Consider the following 19,700-nt stretch of genomic DNA (forward strand, 5'->3'; position numbering starts at 1 on the left):
ACTTAATCAATTTTTAGCTATATTTGAAAACAGGATTAAACTATAAATAATTTAACCCTGAGTTTTTCAACTTACACAGATTTTAGGATAGTGTCGGGAAAATTGGGGGACTATATAAATTCTATGTATTATTCTTTTTTCTTTTGTTACTTCAAAGATACAACGGATTAAAACCTAAAACATACCAGGACAGACCATTAAACATCAACTAAAGATAAATGGCGGTTCTAATTCGTTAATTAACATATTAAATAACACTTCTCTTGCATATTCAAATATTCTTAGTCCTAACATTTTGTAACCGATACAGCAGCACCTAAATGAATGGAAAAAACAGTAAAACATAGAACTACCGTTAACACTTCTTTAAAATAAAAAGTCTCATAATTAAAAATAATTATGAGACTTCAGAATAATAGAATAAGTGAAATTACTTTACTCTATAATCAACTTTAAGGTTTTATAATTTCTAAAATCATTTCTAATTTTTATAAAATAGATACCTTTTTTCAAACCTTCTCTTACTATAGAGACACTATTATTTCCTATTGTAGTATTTTCTATTGTTTTTCTAATTAGTGAACCCGTCAAGTTATAAACTTCAATACTCGTTGTTGCATTCGTTTCTGAGTAAAAACTTAACTCGGCAACATCTTTCATTGGGTTTGGCATTAACAAAGCCTCATTTTCTGCAATAACTTCTGTTTGCACTCCAAGTACTTGCGTTGTAAACTGTATGTCTTTTAAATTCATTTCTTTATCTAAAACAACCACACCATCAGAAGACATAGTAAATACAATATTTACGGCATCAGATAAATCAATATCTCCACCTGCGGCAGAAACAAAATGCGACAAAGGAATTGCAAAATGACTTTCTGTATCGTTTAATTTTATAGTAGTTCTAAATTGGTTTTCCCAAGCATCTATGCTTTCTTTCACAATCGTAATTTCTACATCTCCTGTTCCTTTTGCCTCTAGTTCTAATGTAGAAAAGTTAGATAAATCTACAGTTGTAAATCTTGGAGTAAAAGATCTAAACGCAGATACGTACTCACTTGTGGTTGCTTTTAAAGCTATATTTCTTTCTACTCTATAACCACTTCCTGTATAAATATTATCATTTTGAGTAATCTCAAATTCATTAATCGTAGTTCCTGAAGGAGAATCATCTTTTCCCCAGACACCATCAGACATAAATAAATCATCTGGAGTTAAATTGTATTCATTTTCTATTCTAAAACCGATATCAAAGATATTTCCTGTATCAATAACTAAAGACTCAATGTAATTACCCGTTAACTCTAAGGTGCTATTAAAATATTCTGTAGCCGAAGTTTCAGTTCTTTTAAAACCAGCATCTATTACCGCACTTTTACTTCTTCTTATATTAATTAACTCTAATTCTAAAGTACCGTTAACATATTTACCTTTCTTAACAAATACAGGTGGTGGAGAAGACGTTTCATAATCTAAAATAGGTTTCTGAATTTCGAACAACGCCAAAGCTTCCTCTCCTAAGGTTAACAAATCGTCTACACTATTAGACCAGATTTGAAAGTTATAATACGTAGCTCCCTCCTCATATTTATCAATATTCCAATGACTTTCTATTTCAAAATTTTCTTCATTATTAATCAATCTTCCAGAAAAACTTAAAACAAACTCTTTAGTTCCACTACTGTTCTTTATAATAGACTTAATAAAATGTACGCCTTCGCCTTCTTGTTCTTCTTCGCCTTCTTCACTTTCTTCTTGAAAAAGTTCTATGGTTGAAACAGATAATAATTCGGCACCTAATAATCTATCACAAATAAATTTCGTGTGTTCATAAACTCCATTCTCAGTTTTAGTAGCTAACACAACCGCAATCGTTTCTCCATCTTTTACATAATCTACAGAGTATAGTTCGGTAGCATTTGTAATTGCTATTAAATCTGAAGGAGAAGATTCTACTGTTGTTGTTCCCGAAATTACGTCTAAAGGAATTAAATCTTTTAATTCGAAATTTGTACTTTTTGCAGCAGACTTCTTATAATTTTTAGTTTTTATAACCTTTTTAGCTTTTAACTTATCAAACTTATAGTTCCCTTTTTTTCTTAAATAGTTTCTTTGATTGATTTGCTGGGAAAGGCGATCATTACTTTCTAAACCTCCATCATTACCACTAGAAACTTGTGGTGCCAATATAGGACAAGCTGCAACACCAGAACAAGCCGGGTCATCACAATCTACTAATCCATCACCATCATCATCTACTCCATTTGCACAATCTTCTTGAGGTACAGGAGCTGTAGGACATCTTGCCCCATCATTAGAACTACTTGACGGTCCGTATGCAAAAAGATTAGAGTCTAACTGACTTCCTGGTTCTAGAGATTGTACACTTTGAATAACATATACTGTTCCTGTTTGATTGGCAGAAACATAAAAACGACCAGAAGCATCAAAATAAACTGCTCCATACGTATAGTTTAAACCATTTAAAATAGGTACTACTCCTAAACTAATTACTTCTCCAGTAGTAGCATTAATTCTATATAATATATTCGTCTTTTTTTCTACGGTATATAAATGACCATCTACAGCGTTAAATGCCCAATCGTGTACAGAAATGTTTTTAGTAAGCACATGACTACTAACATACTTTGTATAATTATCAGACGCTGGGTCTAAATCTATTTTATAATAACTTGTTCCTCCTCCTTTTAAATAATAGATACCTTCTGAACTAACATCACCTACATATCTGCTAGAACTTGGTAACTCATCTATATAAAAAGTTTCTACATTAAAGTTTTTACCAATTCTTACAATTGTTTTTGCAGGTGTACTTAATGACCCCCAAATGTATCCATCTGCAGGATTATATCCTACTGCATTAATAGATCCTGGAGTAACATCTTCTTTTACCACATAAGAACTTCCCGATGCTAAATCTAAAGCATAAATATCATTCCTTTGGAATAAATAGGCATTGTAATCACAATTAAAAGGTTCTTCTTGTGCGTTAAAAGAAAAATTAATTATTATAAGCCATAAAAAGGTTATTAGCTTAAAATGTTTAGGTAGTTTTGATTCCATCTGTAAGTATTTTTTAACAAAAGTATTTTATTTATATAAATGCAATACTCTTTGGGGGGTTAATGGCGCTAAAGTGTAGACCAACACTAAGATATGAAAAGATAAAGGTTTTACCAAAACTTAATTATACTATAAAAGCCACATTAAAAATGTGGCTTTTATAGATCTTTTAAAGAAATTAAGATTATTTAATCTACATTATCATGTAAAAAAGAATTATTAGATTTTAGACTAATATCTTCTGTATCTTTATTTATAGATGTTTTAGTATTACTAATAGGACTATTTACATCTAAATCTATCCCTAATCTTTTATAAGCTGGCTGACGTTCAATTTCATCTATATTCTTGTTCATTTGATCGTTGAACTTATAGTTGAAACCTTTCATTTTTCTGCGTCGTTCTTCTGCGCGCTCTTTTAAGTCTGTAATTGTTAAATCTAAAGGAGAAATTTCTTCGCTATGCGTTTCTATCTGATTAATTTCTACTTGAGGAGCTCTAGTTTTTAACTCAAACTTAATTTCTTCTTCAACCGTTTTTTTTTCAACAATACCAGAACTTTTACCAATAGTTGGTTTTGCATCAAAATCTTCTAAGACATATCGTTTTTCTACTTCTTTTCTCTCAAAAACCACCTCTTCTTCTTCAAAAGATTCAATCTCATTTACCTTTGTAGCTTTTAATTCCGCTTGTGGATTTAAAGGTAAATCAAATAATAAATTTGGCTGATTTACTTTTGGCTCCTCTACAGCTTGTACTTCTTGAACTGGAGTTACATCTGTAATAACAAAATCTTCTTCTACACTAGTTTCTGGTTGAATTTCATCATAAACAACCTCCATATTTACAATTTCATTAGTAGTTTTAACCAAATTAGTTTTTGGTATTACTACTTCCTCTTCTAAAGAATGAATAATTTTTTCTTCTACATTATTAGTTAATGGCTCGTTTAAAGATGGCGCTTTTATAACTGTTTTTTCACTAAAATCATACGTAGCCTTTTGTTCATCCTCTAAAGTATGTACAATTTTCTTAACCTCTGTATTTGTAATTGTACTTTGTTGGTCTGCTGCAAAACCGGTAGCTACAATAGTTACTGCTATTGCATCACCTAAATCTGCATCCTCTCCAATACCCATAATAATGTTGGCATCATAACCAGCTTCATCTTGTATGTAGTCATTTATTTCTCCAATCTCATCTAACGTTACTTCGTTGGTTCCAGAAACAATTAACAACAACACATTCTTTGCTCCTGTAATTTTGTTATCATTTAACAAAGGAGAATCTAATGCTTTCATAATAGCACTTTTAGCTCTAGTTTGTCCTTCTTCTTTTGCAGAACCCATAATTGCAGTACCACTATTAGAAAGTACCGTTTTAGCATCATGTAAATCAATATTTTGTTTATAGTGATGCGTAATTACCTCTGCTATTCCACGAGAAGCCGTAGATAAAACCTCATCAGCCTTAGAAAAACCAGCTTTAAAACCAAGGTTTCCATAAACTTCACGTAATTTATTATTATTAATAACAATTAAAGAATCTACATTTTGGCGCAGTTGATCGATTCCTAATTGAGCTTGTTTAGAACGTCTTCTTCCCTCAAAAGCAAAAGGCATCGTAACAATACCAACGGTTAAGATATCCATATCTTTTGCAATTTTGGCAATAATAGGAGCGGCTCCTGTACCGGTACCTCCACCCATACCAGCAGTAATAAATACCATTTTAGTTTGGGTATTTAGCAATTGCTGAATTTCTTGCAAGCTTTCTTTTGCTGCTTTGGCTCCTACTTCTGGATTTGCCCCTGCACCCAAACCAGAGGTTAAGTTTGCTCCTAATTGAATTTTATTAGGAACAGGACTATTCTCTAAAGCCTGTGCATCTGTGTTACAAATTACAAAGTCTACCCCTTTAATGTGTTGCGTAAACATGTGGTTTACTGCGTTGCTACCTCCTCCTCCAACTCCAATTACTTTAATTGTGTTAGATTGCGTTTTAGGCATGTCAAATGAAATGTTATCGAATTCTGCGCTCATAATAACCGATCTATTGTTTATTATTATTTTTTAATTTTTGTTCTATTTTTCTTAATCTCAATCTTTATTCTGCGTTGTCCAAAAAATCTTTTAAACTTTCTGTAAATTTTTCAAAAAACGACTTCTTTTTAATTTTTGGTTTTCGCTTTACCTCTACCACAGGTGGTTTTTCTTCTATAGATTGTTCTTGCTTTTCATCAATAACTTCTTCTACAATTTCTTCTACCACTACTTCTTCTACTACAGGTTTTAGCTTTTCTAAACCTTCCATCAATAAACCAACCGTTGTTGCAAAAGCCGGACTTGATAAAATTTCATCAGATTCTCCTGCCAGGTGTTCGTTAGGATAACCTATTCTTGCATCCATACCTGTAATATATTCTACTAACTGGCGTAAGTGCTTTAATTGTGCACCACCACCTGTTAACACAATACCAGCAATTAATTTCCCTTTTGCCGTTTCATGTCCATAATTTTTGATCTCTAAATACACATGCTCAATAATTTCTTGTACTCTAGCATGTATAATTTTTGATAAATTCTTTAAGGTAATTTCTTTTGGTTCTCTACCTCTTAATCCAGGTATAGAAACGATCTCTGTTTCTTTATTTTCTCCTGGCCACGCAGAACCAAATTTTATTTTTAATAATTCTGCTTGTTTTTCTATAATAGAACAACCTTCTTTAATATCATCAGTAATTACATTTCCTCCAAAAGGAATTACTGCTGTATGCCTAATAATTCCGTCTTTAAAAATAGCCAAATCAGTTGTTCCACCACCTATATCAATCAATGCTACTCCTGCCTCTTTTTCTTCTTGACTTAATACTGCTGCTGCAGAAGCTAACGGTTCTAAAGTAATTTCACTTAAACCTAAACCTGCACTTTTAACACAACGACCAATATTTCTAATAGAAGAAACTTGCCCAACAACCACATGAAAATTCGCTTCCAAACGACCTCCATACATACCTATTGGTTCCTTAATATCTGCTTGAGAGTCTACTTTATACTCTTGTGGCAACACATGGATAATTTCTTCTCCAGGCAACATCACCAACTTATGAACTTGGTTTACTAAATTTTCAATATCAGTTTCATCTATTACTTCATCTGCGTTATTTCTAGTAATATAATCACTGTGATGTAAACTACGAATATGTTGACCGGCAATACCTACAACAACTTCTTCTATTTTAACACCAGAAACACTTTCCGCTTCCTCTACCGCTTGCTGAATAGATTGTATAGTTTGTGTAATATTACTTACAACACCACGCTTTACACCTAAACTTTTAGCTTTACCAATACCAATAACTTCAATCTTACCATATTCGTTCTTGCGACCAATCATTGCTGCGATTTTGGTTGTACCAATATCTAAACCAATTGCTATTTTATTATTCTCCATTTTGATTTATTTTGCGCACACAACTTGGTTGTGATATTTTAAATTAATCGTTTTATACTCTTCAATCGTTTTATCTACAAATGCTTTGTTATAAAACGCTTTTAACTTCTTAAATTTTACATCCATTTCAGTTAAATTTCCAAAATCGATTTTATAATTTCCACTTCTCACGGGAAATTGATACTCTCCGTTGGTTAATTTTTCAATTCCTACTACCTCTTTTTGCAAAAAATCATCTTCCAAAACAACTGTTATTAAAGGCAATATTTCTTTAATTTCTTCATCTTTATCTACACCTGATACTAACAGAACTCTTGCAGTATAATTAGGAGACAAAGGTATTTTTAATCCTTCTTTATCAATATAATAAGAATCTTTTTTATTTATAATTCTTGCAACAGGTGTTCGCTGTTTTATGATTGTTTTTAAGGTACCCGAAATGGTCAAAAATACGGCAGCATTTTCAACATATGGGTTTTCTGAAACTGTTTTTTCCAAACTGTATAAATTTATCACAGATTTTGCTTGGTTTTTCACAGTCGAGTCATTTTGTATTAACAATTTATCAACCATAGAATGTGTCAAAAAATGATTGTCTCCAGCCTCAAATTCTACAATAATATCCTTCACTTTTTTATTTGAATTTCTTTTTACAGAAAAACTACAAAAAAACCCTAAACTCCCTATCAACAAAAGGAATGCTATGTATTTTAAAAACTTCTTAAAGATCATATTTAACTGTTTTTAAAAGTTGTTCTGCTACCTCATTAATCATAACTCCAACATCACCAGCACCTAACATTGTTACCACTTTTGCCGATGAATTTTTAATATCTTTTACTAAATTATTTTTTTTAGTTAATTTTTTATTCTTACACGTAATCTTATTTAACAACCATTCAGAATTTACTCCAGCAATTGGTTCTTCTCTAGCAGGATAAATATCTAACAACAAAACTTCATCAAATTTAGATAAAGCCAAGGCAAAATCATCAATAAAATCTTTGGTTCTAGAAAATAAATGAGGCTGAAAAACAACCAACACTTTTTCCTTCGGATACATTTCCCTTACAGAACTTTCTACTGCATTTATAGCTGTTGGATGATGTGCATAATCATCTATCAGTACAAAATCGTTCGTTTTAATTTTATATGAAAACCTACGTTTTACTCCCTTAAAAGTTGATAAACGTGCTTTTATATCCGTCAATGAAATGCCATAAACATCTGCCATAGCTAAGGCAGCTAATGCATTCATAACATTATGCTGTCCTGGTAAATGAAATTCAATATTTTTAATTTCTGATGTTGGTGTTTTTACATCAAAAATATATTGTCCGCTTTCTATTTTTAAATTAAAGGCAGTATAATCTGCGTCTTCGTTAATTGCATACGTTAACCCTTTTAAAGGCAAGCCTTTTGCAACAATTAAAGTATCTTTAACTTTGTTTGTAAACGCTACAAACGATTCATTTAAAGCTTCCGCATCTCCATAGATATCTAAATGATCTGCATCCATAGAAGTTACACAGGCAATATTTGGACTCAATTTCAAGAAAGATCTATCAAACTCGTCCGCCTCTACAACACTCACTTTATCATCGCCTAAAATTAGGTTCGAATCATAATTTTCTGCAATTCCTCCTAAAAAAGAAGTTGCATTTACAGTTGCCATAATATGACCTAAAATAGCAGAAGTTGTTGTTTTACCATGCGTTCCTGCAACCGCTAAACAAAAAGTTGTTTCCGTTATTTTACCTAAAATATCTGATCTTTTTAAAACCGTAAAATCATTCTCTAAAAAATAATTTAATTCCGCATGATTCTTAGAAATTGCAGGGGTATACACCACCAACGTTTTTTTAGTATCCAAAAATGAAATAGGAATATTTTTAACCGCATCTTCAAAATGAATTTGAACACCCAAACTTTCAAGATCTAAAGTGATTTGAGATGGAGTTTTATCATAACCAGCCACTTTTTTTCCATTCGCCGCAAAGTAACGAGCAATTGCGCTCATTCCTATGCCACCAATTCCGACAAAATAGACGTTATGTATATTGTTTAAATTCACTTTTATAATAATTTTTCTACTTCATTAACGATATCTGTGGTTGCTCCTGGCAACGCTAACTCCTTTATATTTTCTGATAAATGCTCTTGTTTTCCTTTATCTTTTATTAAAGTTTCAAAAACAATTGGAAATGACTCCAACTCAGTTTCTTTTAATAAAATTGCAGCATGTTTGTCTGCAATTGACTTTGCATTTTTTGTTTGATGATCTTCTGATACGTTTGGCGACGGAATAAAAATAACCGGCTTACCAACAATGCACAATTCGGAAACCGAACTTGCACCTGCTCTAGAAATAATAATATCTGAAGCCGCATACGCATAGTCCATTCTATTTACAAATTGATGTACTTGGATATTTTCTATCTCATTGTATTTTTCATATTCATCAAAATATAATTTTCCACACTGCCAAATAACCTGAACTCCCTGTTTTTTAAAAAATTCTAAATTGGTTTCTACCAATTGATTAATTTTACGTGCTCCTAAACTACCTCCTAAAACTAAAATAGTTTTCTTCTCTTTATCTAACTTAAAAAAGTCTTTTCCTTGTTCCCTTTTCGAATGAATAGACAACAAATCTTGACGAACAGGATTTCCTGTTTTCACAATTTTATCAGCAGGAAAAAAACGTTCTAAATTATCATAAGCAACACAAATTTTGTGTGCTTTTTTACTTAATAATTTATTAGTAATACCTGGATAAGAATTCTGCTCTTGTATTAAAGTAGGAATCCCTTTTCTATTTGCCATTATTAAAGTTGGACCGCTTGCAAAACCACCAGTACCAATTGCTACATCTGGTTTAAATTTTCTAATTATTTTAGAGGCATTCCACAAACTACTTACCAACTTAAACGGAAATGAAAGGTTGGCTACTGTTAACTTTCTTTGTATTCCAGAAATCCACAATCCTTTAATTTCATAACCTGCTTGCGGAACTTTTTCCATTTCCATTTTATCCTTTGCACCTACAAATAAAAATTTTGCATTCGGATAACGCAACTTTAATTCGTTTGCAATTGCAATTGCAGGATAGATGTGCCCTCCGGTTCCGCCTCCAGAAATTAATATGTTAATCGATTGTTTCATGAAGTATGTCTAAAGGGTTATCATCTAAAATATCTTCTTCTGTTTCTTCTTTGGATGCGCTTACACTTAAAATCATTCCTAAAGCAAAACAAGTCATCCAAATAGAAGTACCACCACTACTAATAAGTGGTAAAGTTTGCCCTGTTACAGGGAATAAATTAGTAGCAACTGCCATATTAATGGATGCCTGAAAAATAATAGGAAGCCCAACTCCCAACACCAACAAAGCTCCGAAAATTGTGCTTGTTTTTCTAATGACTACAAAAATTCTGAACAACAGAATAAAATATATAGACACTATTAAAAAACCACCAACTAAACCATATTCTTCCACAATTATTGCATAAATAAAATCTGATGTAGATTGTGGTAAAAAGTTTTTTTGAACGCTTTTACCAGGACCAACACCAAATGTTTCTCCCATAGCAATTGCTATTTTTGCTTTCTCTACTTGATACGCTTCTTTGCCTTCATCATCAGAAAAACTCTCTATTCTATTCTCCCAAGTTTGTACTCTGTTCGGCATTAAATCTGGAAATGCTTTTGCTGCTAAAATAAAAATTAACAGCAACCCAATTCCTACACCTAATATAAATCCTAAGTATTTTAACGGGTACCCTCCAATAAAAGTAACGATTAAAATCATGACAAATATAATTGCCGTTGTAGAGAAGTTTGCTGGTAAAATTAGTACTAAAACAAGTGCCACTGGCAACCATAATTGCCATAAACTTTCTTTAAAACTTATTGCCTTATCTTTATTTCTTGATAAATATCTGGCTACATACACCATTAAAACCAAACCTGCCAAAGTAGATGTTTGAAAACCAATTCCGCCAATTCTAATCCACCTACTTGCGTTTGCTCCTCCAATTGTTGTTCCTTGAGACAACGTATAAATCAACAAAAAGATAATTACCGGAAGCATTATAACAGAACCACCAGAAAAATACCTGTACGGCACTTTATGAACTCCATAAATAATGGCAAACCCCATAATTAACAACACAATATGCTTAAATAGATACCCTAAAGAAGAACCATAACCAACCACATACACCAAGTTTGTGCTTGCGCTATAAACTGGCATAAATGAGAATATTGCCAAAATAGCAACAATTGCCCAAATGGTTTTATCTCCTTTTATGTATTGAAAAATGGTTTTCATTAGTTAGATACTTAGATTTCTAGGATTTTAATTAAACATTTTTTAATTGTTAAACGCATAAATAATTACACGTTTAAACCACTTACAAATTTCTTACTGCCTTCTTAAATTGGCGACCTCTATCTTCATAGTTATCAAACAAATCGAAACTAGCACATGCTGGCGATAATAAAACAGCCTCTCCTCTTTCGGCTAATTTATGAGATACTTTTACCGCCTCTTCTGCTCCCGCAGTTTCCACAATAATATCTACTACATTGCCAAATGTGTTTTTTATTTTTTCATTATCTAAACCCAAACAAACAATCGCTTTTACTTTTTCTCTTACCAGAGGCAACAAATCATTATAATCGTTCCCTTTATCTACACCACCAACAATCCAAATAGTGGTTTTATCCATGCATTCTAATGCATAATAAGTTGCGTTTACATTAGTTGCCTTAGAATCGTTTATATATTCTACATCCCTAATTTTAGCTACATTCTCTAAACGATGTTCTGCTCCTTCAAAATCTTCTAAACTCTCTAATATAACTTGCTTTCTTGCTTTTAACAATTGAGCCGCCATTGTAGCTGCCATAGCATTTTTAGTATTGTGTTTTCCTTTTATTGATAAAGTTGATAACGGCATGTTAATTTTGTCTTTATTTATGTTGATAATAATATTGTTGTTTTTCAAATACGCTCCATACTCTAACTCTTTTTCAAGTGAAAACGGAACCAATTTTGCACTTGTTTTATTCTCTTTTAACCAATTATTGATGACTTCATCATCTGCATCATAAATTAAATAATCGGTTGCTGTCTGATTCTTTGTGATTCTAAATTTCGAATCTATATATTTATTAAAATCATATTCATATCTGTCTAAATGATCTGGCGTAATATTGGTTAAAATTGCAATATGACTATTAAAATTCTCAATACCATCTAACTGAAAACTACTTAACTCTAACACATAATTTTCATAAGATTGCTCCGCAACTTGTTGCGCAAAACTATCTCCAATATTACCTGCAACACCTACATTTAACCCTGCATTTTTTAAAATATGATGCAGCAATAGTGTAGTGGTTGTTTTTCCATTTGACCCCGTAATCCCTACAATCGTTGCATCTGTATATTGAGCTGCAAATTCAATTTCTGAAATAACAGGAATTGCGTTTTCTTTCAATTTTAGAATTAAAGCAACAGTATCTGGAATACCAGGACTTTTAACCACTACATCCGCATTTAAAATTTTGCTTTCTGTATGTTGATTTTCCTCAAAATCGACCTCGTTATTTAAAAGAACTTCTTTATACTTTTTTGATATATCATTTTTATCAGAAACAAAGACTTCGAATCCCTTTTGTTTTCCTAAAAGCGCTGCACCAACACCACTTTCTCCTCCTCCAAGAATACAAAGCCTTTTCATTTATCTTAATTTTAAAGTAACAATTGTAAATACTGCTAACAAAATTCCAACAATCCAAAATCGGACTACAATTTTACTTTCGTGATAATTTAATTTTTGATAATGATGATGCAATGGCGACATTTTAAAAATTCTTCTTCCTTCTCCAAACTTCTTTTTAGTGTACTTAAACCAAGACACCTGCATAATTACAGACAGATTCTCTACTACAAATACTCCGGCTAAAATGGGTAACAATAATTCTTTACGAATTGAAATTGCAATCACCGCTATAATTCCACCAATAGTTAAACTACCTGTATCTCCCATAAAAACTTGAGCCGGAAACGTGTTATACCAAAGAAAACCAATTAAAGCCCCTGCAAATGCCAATATAAAAACTGTCATTTCTCCAGAATTTGGTATGTACATTACATCTAAATAATCTGCAAAAACAATATTACCAGATACCCAAGCAAACGCCGCTAACGTTACCACAATAATTGCAGACGAACCTGCCGCTAAACCATCAATTCCGTCTGTTAAATTTGCTCCGTTTGAAATTCCTGTTACAATAAATACGGTAATAAATATAAAAACTATCCAACCATATTTTTCATACCCATCACCCAAAAAACTTAAAGCTTTTGAGTATTCTAATTCGTTATCCTTTAAAAAAGGAACTGTGGTTTTTGTAGACTTATGTGCTTCTCCAAAAACAACTTTTCGCCCTTCTTTATTTACTATTTGTTGCTCTTTTGGCAGTTGCTCTTTAATTGTAACTCCATCATTAAAATAAAGCATAGAACCTACAATAACACCTAAACCAACCTGTCCCAAGACTTTAAATTTACCACTTAACCCGTCTTTGTCTTTTTTAAATACTTTTATATAGTCATCTAAAAAGCCTATTAATCCCATCCAAACAGTAGTTATGATCAAGATAACTACATAAATATTCTCTAATTTCGCTAATAATAAAACAGGAATTAAGGTTGCTAAAATGATAATAACTCCACCCATTGTAGGTGTTCCTGCTTTTTGTTTTTGACCATCTAAACCTAAATCCCTTACGGTTTCTCCAACTTGTTGATTTCTTAAAAAATCAATAATTCTTTTACCATAAATTGTAGAAATCAATAATGATAAAATAAAAGCTGCTGCGGCCCTAAATGTGATGAACTGAAACAATCCTGCACCAGGAAAATGTGTTTCACTTTCTAAATATTGAAATAAATAATACAGCATTCTTAATTCTTTTTTAATTGATTAAAACAGTTATTAACTTCTTCTAAATCATCAAAATGAGTTCTTACTCCATTTATTTCTTGATAATTTTCATGTCCCTTTCCTGCTATTAATATAATATCTCCACTTTCAGAAAATTTACAAGCAGTTTTTATAGCCTGTCTTCTATCTAAAATTGACAATGTTTTTTTGTAATTCTCAGAAGAAACACCTACTTCCATTTCGTCTAAAATAGTTTGCGCATTTTCTGTTCTCGGATTGTCTGACGTAAAAATAGCTTGACTACTTAACTGAGAAGCAATATGTGCCATTTTTGGTCTTTTCGTTTTATCTCTATCTCCACCACAACCAACAACCGTAATCAGTTTTTCATTACCAGTTCTAATATCATTAATAGTTTCTAGTACATTTTTTAAAGCATCTGGTGTATGTGCATAATCTACAATTGCAGTAACCCCATCTTCTGAAATAACATACTCAAAACGACCACTCACATTTTCTAACTGACTTATAATTGTTAAGATTTCTATTTTTTCTAAACCTAATAATTCTGCAGTAGCAAAAATTGCCAGCAAATTAGAAGCATTAAACTGACCGATTAACTTGGTCCAAACCTCTGTATCATTTATTTTTAAAAGCGTGCCAGAAAATTGCTTTTCTAAAATCTTAGCTCTATAATCTGCTAATGTCTTTAAAGCATAAGTTACCTTTTTCGCTTTCGTATTTTGCAAGATAAAATCACCATTCTTATCATCGATATTTGTAAGTGCAAAAGCAGACTTAGGCAATGAATCGAAAAATGATTTCTTTACATCTCTATATTCTGCAAATGTTTTATGATAATCTAAATGATCATGAGATAGATTGGTGAAAATTCCACCAGCAAACGTTAAGCCTTCTGTTCTTTTTTGATGAATTCCATGAGAACTCACTTCCATAAAACAATAATCTACACCTGCATCCACCATTTTATCTAAATAACTATTAATCGTTACAGAATCTGGCGTTGTATGCGTCGCTTTAAATACAACCTCATCTACCAAAATTTTTACTGTTGATAAAAGCCCAACTTTGTAACCCGCCTTTTTAAATAATTGATATAAAAGTGATGCTATGGTTGTTTTTCCATTAGTTCCTGTAACACCAATTAATGGTATTTTTTTTGATGGATTGTCATAAAAGTTAGAAGCCATAATTGCCAAAGCAACATTAGCATCAGCAACTTGAATGTATGAAATTCCAACTTTTTTATCCGCAGGAAAATCTTCACAAACAATAGCTGTAGCACCTAATTCAATTGCTTTCTCAATATATAAATGACCGTCTACAGAAACTCCTTTTTGAGCAACAAAAACAGCATTCTTTTCAATCTTTCTAGAATCGAAAACAACTGAACTTACATCAATATCTGTAACCCCAAATACCTGATGAATAGCAACCTTATATAATATGTCTTTTAAATTTTTCAGCTTACGAAAGTTTTAAAATAATTGTATTTCCTTTAATTAACTTTTCTCCTTTTCTTAGTGATTGAGACTTCACTTTTCCTACTCCAGAAAACTGCACTTTTAACCCGATATTTTCTAATAAAGCCAAGGCATCCATCCCAGACATTCCTCTAACATCAGGCACTTCTTGATACTCTTTATTTATTTTTTTATCGAATTTTAAATATTCTTTTTCTATAGCACCAAACTCTACTTTATCATCTACAGACTGATTATCTATAGGAGTAGTTGTATAAATTTTCTGAGCAATTTCTTTAAAAACAGGCCCTGCAACCGTTGCTCCATAATATCCTTTTTTCTTCAATGGATCATGAATAACCACAATGCAAGAATACTTTGGATTATCTGCAGGAAAAAAACCTGCAAAAGAAGCCACATAGTGTTTATTAGAATAAAAACCACCTTCCCATTCTCCTTTACTATTTTTAGTTCTTGGAATATACTTTTTAGCCGTTCCAGTTTTTCCTGCCATAGAAAAATTAGGAGAATAAATATTACGAGCAGTACCTTTAACCACTACATTTTCCAATACTTTTCTCAATTTCTTTAAAGTCTCATCAGATGCAATTTTTGGATTTACAATTTCCGTTTCAAAAACTTTTTCACTTTTACCTTCAGCTCTTAATTCCTTTACAAATCTTGGTTTTACCATTACCCCATTATTTGCAACAGCATTATAAAACATTAATGTTTGCATTGGTGTAACCGCAATCCCATACCCCCAAGCCATCCATTCTAAAGAAATCTTACTCCAACTTTTATCTTTAGGATTTGGCACATGAGGTTTTCCTTCTCCTTTTATTTGAAAACCCACTGGTTTGGTAAAGCCATACTCCGCTATTTTATCGTAATATTTTTGAGGATTTTTATCGTAATATTTTTGAATAATTTTTACCACACCAACATTAGAAGAAACTTCTAAAACCCTTGCAGCAGAAATTTTACCAAAACCACCTCTATGAGAATCCTCTACCTTTCTATTATTTATATAAATTCTACCTTTTTCTGTATCTACTACCGTTGATGTATCTATAACTTTATCATCTAAAGCAACCATTAAACTTGCTAACTTAAAAGTAGAACCCGGCTCATGACTTTCCCAAACCGCATAATTTCTTTTTTCGTAATACGTTCCCTTAGATGTTCTTCCTAAATTAGAAATCGCTTTAATTTCGCCAGTTGCAGTTTCCATAACCACCGCACAACCATGCTCTGCCTCAAAATATTCTAATTTATCTAATAAAGCATGATGCGTAACATCTTGAATATTAACATCTATAGTTGTTATAATATCATGCCCATCTATAGGCTCTTTTTCATTTACATCATTTATAGGCTTCCATTGATTTTTAGCTATTTTCTGCTTCCATCTTAATCCATTTTCACCTTCCATATAATCAGCAAAAGCTCCTTCAATACCCGCCTCACCTCTAAAATCATCATAACCAATGGTACGTTCGGCAATTTTACCAATAGGATGCGCTCTTACCGTTTTATGCTCTGCAATAAACCCACCACCGTATACACCTTTATTAAAAATTGGAAATTCTTTAATTTTTAAATAATCTGTATATCCTACATTCCTAGCAATTAACAAATATCTATTATGTCTCTTTTTTGCGGTTCTTAATTTATTTTGATAATAATAAGGAGTTTTCCCAAACATACCCGAAAGCGCCTTAGAAAGACCTACAATATTTTTCTCAAAAAGTTTACCATCAACAGCAACCACATCCATTCTAATTGTAAATTTAGACATAGAGGTTGCTAACAAATTTCCATCAGCCGCATAAACATTCCCTTTATTAGCATAAACAGTATCTTGTCTAATAGCTAATTCCGTAAAAAGCTTTCTATATTTTTCTCCTTCTGAATGCTGAATTGTAAATACACGAAATACAATAGCCAACAAAAAAAGCGTCATAAAAGCAGCTACTAAGTAGAATTTTGTAAGTATGCCTTTTTTTTGAGTTGCCAATTTTATTAGTCTTTAATAGTTACTTTTATTTTTTTTGGAGGGGATTTTAAAGGCTCTAAACCTTTTACTTTTACTCTTTCTCTAATACTCGACTCCATTTTCATTCTCATTAAAATAGTACCAGTATCTACATATTCTGCTCTTAATTCTCTTTTCTTTTTATTCAACTTTGATATCTGAATTACCTTTCTTTCTGCTCTATGCGCACTTGTTATCATAACTAACAACAACACAACTACAAAAATGATGATTCGCCAATTTTTAAATGCAGAATCATCTGTAAGGAAACTTCCTCTCAGAAAATCATAGACGTTTTTTTTTGCTTTAGACATACTACTTCTTTAAAGTTGCTATCCTTAACTTAGCGCTACGAGCTCTATTATTTAACTTAATTTCTTGAGGAGTAGGTATTATTAACTTCCCTACTTTTTGCATCGGCTCATTACTTCTACCAAAAACATCTTTCTCTAATTCCCCTTGAAACAAACCAGTTCTAATAAACCTTTTTACCAATCTATCTTCTAAAGAATGATATGAGATTACACTTAACCTTCCATCCTCTTTTAACAAATTAGGCATCTGCTCTAGAAATTCTTTTAAAACATCTAACTCTTCATTTACCTCTATTCTAATTGCTTGAAAAATCTGTGCAATTATTTTATGTTCTTTTGCTTTTGGCAAATACTTTTGCAATACTTTTCTTAACTGAAAACTGGTATCAATTCTTTCCTCTTGCCTTTTTTCGACAATTGTTTTTGCTATATTTCTAGAATTTCTTAATTCTCCATACAAAAACAATATTTCTGCCAATTTCTCTTCAGAATACGTGTTCACAATTTCTTTTGCTGATGTTTTAGATTTCTGATTCATTCTCATGTCTAAATCACCATCAAAACGTGTAGAGAAACCTCTTTCTGCCTCATCAAACTGATGAGAAGAAACTCCTAAATCTGCCAAAACACCATCTACCTTTCTTACGCCATGAAATCTCAAAAATCTAGAAATGAATCTAAAATTCTCAGGTATTAAAACAAAGCGCTCATCATCAATAATATTATCTAACGCATCTGGATCTTGATCAAAACCAAACAACTTACCATTAGCACCCAATCTTTTCAAGATCTCTCTTGAATGACCACCGCCACCAAACGTAACATCTACATAGACACCGTCTTCCTTAATAGCAAGCGCATCTATACTCTCATGTAATAAAACTGGATTATGATAATTCATCTAATTCTGTATTTCCCATTACTTCCTCTGCCAAATCTGCAAAATCATCTGCTGCATCATCAATAGCTTTCTCATATTTGTCCTTATCCCAAATTTCAATAATATTCACTGAAGAAGACATAACAACTTGTTTTTTAATACCCGCAAACTCAAATAAATCTTTCGGAATTAAAATTCTTCCAGACGCATCTAATTCCACCATTTTTACTCCCGCTGTAAATCTTCTAATAAAATCATTATTCTTTTTATTAAACCTGTTAAGTTTGTTGATTTTTTCCATCATCAAGTTCCACTCTTTCATCGGATACAACTCTAAACAAGGTTGAAAAACAGCTCTCTTTACCACAAAACCGTCTTGTAACACAGAAGCCAGTTGCTTTTTGAAGGCTGATGAAAACATCAATCTCCCCTTAGCATCTGATTTACACTCATATGTACCGATTAGGTTTATCACTCTTAAAACGTATTAATTGGAGTCAAAAATATGACAATTTTACCACTTTTTACCACTTTTTACCACATTGTTAATAAATAACGCTTTTGTTAACAATTCATTGCGACTAAAATCTATTTTAATTTAAAAATAGTCACTTACGAAAACGTTATCTATTTCACAAAAAAGAATTACATTTGTGGTTAAGAAATTAGAGAATTTTAATGACAGATAAGTTAACAGAGGAAGGGAAATTTAAATATGTAGAAGCAGGAGAAGGACCTGCAATCATTATTTTACATGGATTAATGGGAGCATTGAGTAATTTTGACTCAACATTCGATCATTTCTCTAGTAATGGCTACAAAGTTTTAATCCCAGAATTACCTTTATACTCTTTACCTCTTCTAAAAACCAATGTTAAAAACTTAGCAAAGTTCTTAAAAGAGTTTTTAGAACATAAAAAGATAAATCACGCTATTCTTCTTGGGAATTCCTTAGGAGGACATATAGCATTGTATTTCACAAAACAGTATCCAGAAAAAGTAACAGCACTTGTACTTACAGGTAGTTCTGGTATGTATGAAAAAGCAATGGGAGATAGTTTTCCTAAAAGAGGAAACTATGAATATATAGAGCAAAAAGCTAGAGAAGTTTTTTACGATCCTGCAATTGCGACTAAAGAATTAGTTGATGATGTTTACAGCACTGTAAATGATAGAATGAAAGCTTTAAAAACATTATCTATTGCCAAAAGTGCTATTAGACACAACATGGCAAAAGATTTACCCAACATGAAACATCCTACATGTTTAATTTGGGGAAAACAAGATGGTGTTACACCTCCTGAGGCTGCAGAAGATTTTCATAGATTATTATCAAATTCAGATTTATTTTGGATTGACAAATGTGGTCATGCAGCAATGATGGAAAAACCAGAAGAATTTAACAAAATTCTTCATGCTTGGCTTACTTCTAGAAAATTATAATTCTCGTAGAGAACTATAATAAAAATTAAAGAACCTTATACTATA

General features: G+C 31.8%; 15 protein-coding genes. 1 reads left to right on the plus strand and 14 read right to left on the minus strand.

Annotated elements, in window-relative coordinates; all coding sequences use genetic code 11:
* Positions 1–435 precede the first annotated feature (435 nt).
* From MPF19_RS17745 to mraZ, 14 genes are all read right to left on the minus strand, one after another.
* Positions 436–3,084 carry a DUF6923 family protein gene (locus MPF19_RS17745; protein WP_249989637.1) on the minus strand — a complete coding sequence of 883 codons (2,649 nt, stop codon included), beginning with the start codon at positions 3,082–3,084 and terminating at the stop codon, positions 436–438.
* A gap of 188 nt (positions 3,085–3,272) precedes the next feature.
* Positions 3,273–5,126, minus strand: a complete 1,854-nt coding sequence (ftsZ, locus tag MPF19_RS17750) for a cell division protein FtsZ (protein ID WP_203391940.1) — start codon at positions 5,124–5,126, stop codon at positions 3,273–3,275.
* Between the two features lie 64 nt (positions 5,127–5,190).
* Positions 5,191–6,537: a cell division protein FtsA gene (gene ftsA, locus MPF19_RS17755; protein WP_249989639.1), complete on the minus strand. Its 1,347-nt coding sequence runs from the start codon at positions 6,535–6,537 to the stop codon at positions 5,191–5,193.
* 6 nt (positions 6,538–6,543) lie between these two features.
* Positions 6,544–7,167 (minus strand): cell division protein FtsQ/DivIB, encoded by a 624-nt coding sequence (locus MPF19_RS17760; protein ID WP_249989641.1) that lies wholly within the window; start codon positions 7,165–7,167, stop codon positions 6,544–6,546.
* Between the two features lie 91 nt (positions 7,168–7,258).
* Positions 7,259–8,611, minus strand: a complete 1,353-nt coding sequence (gene murC, locus MPF19_RS17765; RefSeq protein WP_249989643.1) for a UDP-N-acetylmuramate--L-alanine ligase — start codon at positions 8,609–8,611, stop codon at positions 7,259–7,261.
* 2 nt (positions 8,612–8,613) lie between these two features.
* Positions 8,614–9,702: an undecaprenyldiphospho-muramoylpentapeptide beta-N-acetylglucosaminyltransferase gene (gene murG, locus MPF19_RS17770; RefSeq protein ID WP_249989644.1), complete on the minus strand. Its 1,089-nt coding sequence runs from the start codon at positions 9,700–9,702 to the stop codon at positions 8,614–8,616.
* Positions 9,686–10,870, minus strand: a complete 1,185-nt coding sequence (locus MPF19_RS17775; protein ID WP_203391935.1) for an FtsW/RodA/SpoVE family cell cycle protein — start codon at positions 10,868–10,870, stop codon at positions 9,686–9,688. Before MPF19_RS17775 ends, murG begins: the two co-directional genes overlap by 17 nt.
* Before the next feature lie 82 nt (positions 10,871–10,952).
* Entirely contained in the window at positions 10,953–12,287 is a 1,335-nt protein-coding gene (gene murD / locus MPF19_RS17780) for a UDP-N-acetylmuramoyl-L-alanine--D-glutamate ligase (protein WP_249989646.1), read from the minus strand.
* Complete coding sequence (gene mraY / locus MPF19_RS17785; RefSeq protein ID WP_203391933.1) at positions 12,288–13,514, minus strand: phospho-N-acetylmuramoyl-pentapeptide-transferase; 1,227 nt, start codon at positions 13,512–13,514, stop codon at positions 12,288–12,290.
* A gap of 2 nt (positions 13,515–13,516) precedes the next feature.
* Positions 13,517–14,983, minus strand: coding sequence for a UDP-N-acetylmuramoyl-L-alanyl-D-glutamate--2,6-diaminopimelate ligase (locus MPF19_RS17790; protein WP_249989655.1), 1,467 nt, complete (start codon positions 14,981–14,983; stop codon positions 13,517–13,519).
* 1 nt (position 14,984) lies between these two features.
* Positions 14,985–16,946: a PASTA domain-containing penicillin-binding protein gene (locus MPF19_RS17795; protein WP_249989657.1), complete on the minus strand. Its 1,962-nt coding sequence runs from the start codon at positions 16,944–16,946 to the stop codon at positions 14,985–14,987.
* 59 nt (positions 16,947–17,005) lie between these two features.
* Positions 17,006–17,332: an FtsL-like putative cell division protein gene (locus MPF19_RS17800; RefSeq protein WP_203391932.1), complete on the minus strand. Its 327-nt coding sequence runs from the start codon at positions 17,330–17,332 to the stop codon at positions 17,006–17,008.
* A gap of 1 nt (position 17,333) precedes the next feature.
* Positions 17,334–18,233 (minus strand): 16S rRNA (cytosine(1402)-N(4))-methyltransferase RsmH, encoded by a 900-nt coding sequence (rsmH, locus tag MPF19_RS17805; protein WP_203391931.1) that lies wholly within the window; start codon positions 18,231–18,233, stop codon positions 17,334–17,336.
* Positions 18,220–18,687: a division/cell wall cluster transcriptional repressor MraZ gene (mraZ, locus tag MPF19_RS17810; RefSeq protein WP_203391930.1), complete on the minus strand. Its 468-nt coding sequence runs from the start codon at positions 18,685–18,687 to the stop codon at positions 18,220–18,222. Before mraZ ends, rsmH begins: the two co-directional genes overlap by 14 nt.
* 203 nt (positions 18,688–18,890) lie before the next feature.
* On the opposite strand from mraZ, the gene MPF19_RS17815 reads away from it, so the two are divergent.
* Complete coding sequence (locus MPF19_RS17815) at positions 18,891–19,655, plus strand: alpha/beta fold hydrolase (RefSeq protein WP_203391929.1); 765 nt, start codon at positions 18,891–18,893, stop codon at positions 19,653–19,655.
* Positions 19,656–19,700: the final 45 nt, after the last annotated feature.

Source organism: Polaribacter sp. Z014, assembly GCF_023555435.1.
Taxonomy (GTDB): Bacteria; Bacteroidota; Bacteroidia; order Flavobacteriales; family Flavobacteriaceae; genus Polaribacter.

Bases quoted from the DNA above. Each gene is read 5' to 3' on its own strand.
- MPF19_RS17745 (WP_249989637.1), bottom strand. From the start codon at position 3,084: ATGGAATCAAAACTACCTAAACATTTTAAGCTAATAACCTTTTTATGG.
- ftsZ (WP_203391940.1), bottom strand. From the start codon at position 5,126: ATGAGCGCAGAATTCGATAACATTTCATTTGACATGCCTAAAACGCAA.
- ftsA (WP_249989639.1), bottom strand. From the start codon at position 6,537: ATGGAGAATAATAAAATAGCAATTGGTTTAGATATTGGTACAACCAAA.
- murG (WP_249989644.1), bottom strand. From the start codon at position 9,702: ATGAAACAATCGATTAACATATTAATTTCTGGAGGCGGAACCGGAGGG.
- MPF19_RS17775 (WP_203391935.1), bottom strand. From the start codon at position 10,870: ATGAAAACCATTTTTCAATACATAAAAGGAGATAAAACCATTTGGGCA.
- murD (WP_249989646.1), bottom strand. From the start codon at position 12,287: ATGAAAAGGCTTTGTATTCTTGGAGGAGGAGAAAGTGGTGTTGGTGCA.
- mraY (WP_203391933.1), bottom strand. From the start codon at position 13,514: ATGCTGTATTATTTATTTCAATATTTAGAAAGTGAAACACATTTTCCT.
- MPF19_RS17795 (WP_249989657.1), bottom strand. From the start codon at position 16,946: ATGACGCTTTTTTTGTTGGCTATTGTATTTCGTGTATTTACAATTCAG.
- MPF19_RS17800 (WP_203391932.1), bottom strand. From the start codon at position 17,332: ATGTCTAAAGCAAAAAAAAACGTCTATGATTTTCTGAGAGGAAGTTTC.
- rsmH (WP_203391931.1), bottom strand. From the start codon at position 18,233: ATGAATTATCATAATCCAGTTTTATTACATGAGAGTATAGATGCGCTT.
- MPF19_RS17815 (WP_203391929.1), top strand. From the start codon at position 18,891: ATGACAGATAAGTTAACAGAGGAAGGGAAATTTAAATATGTAGAAGCA.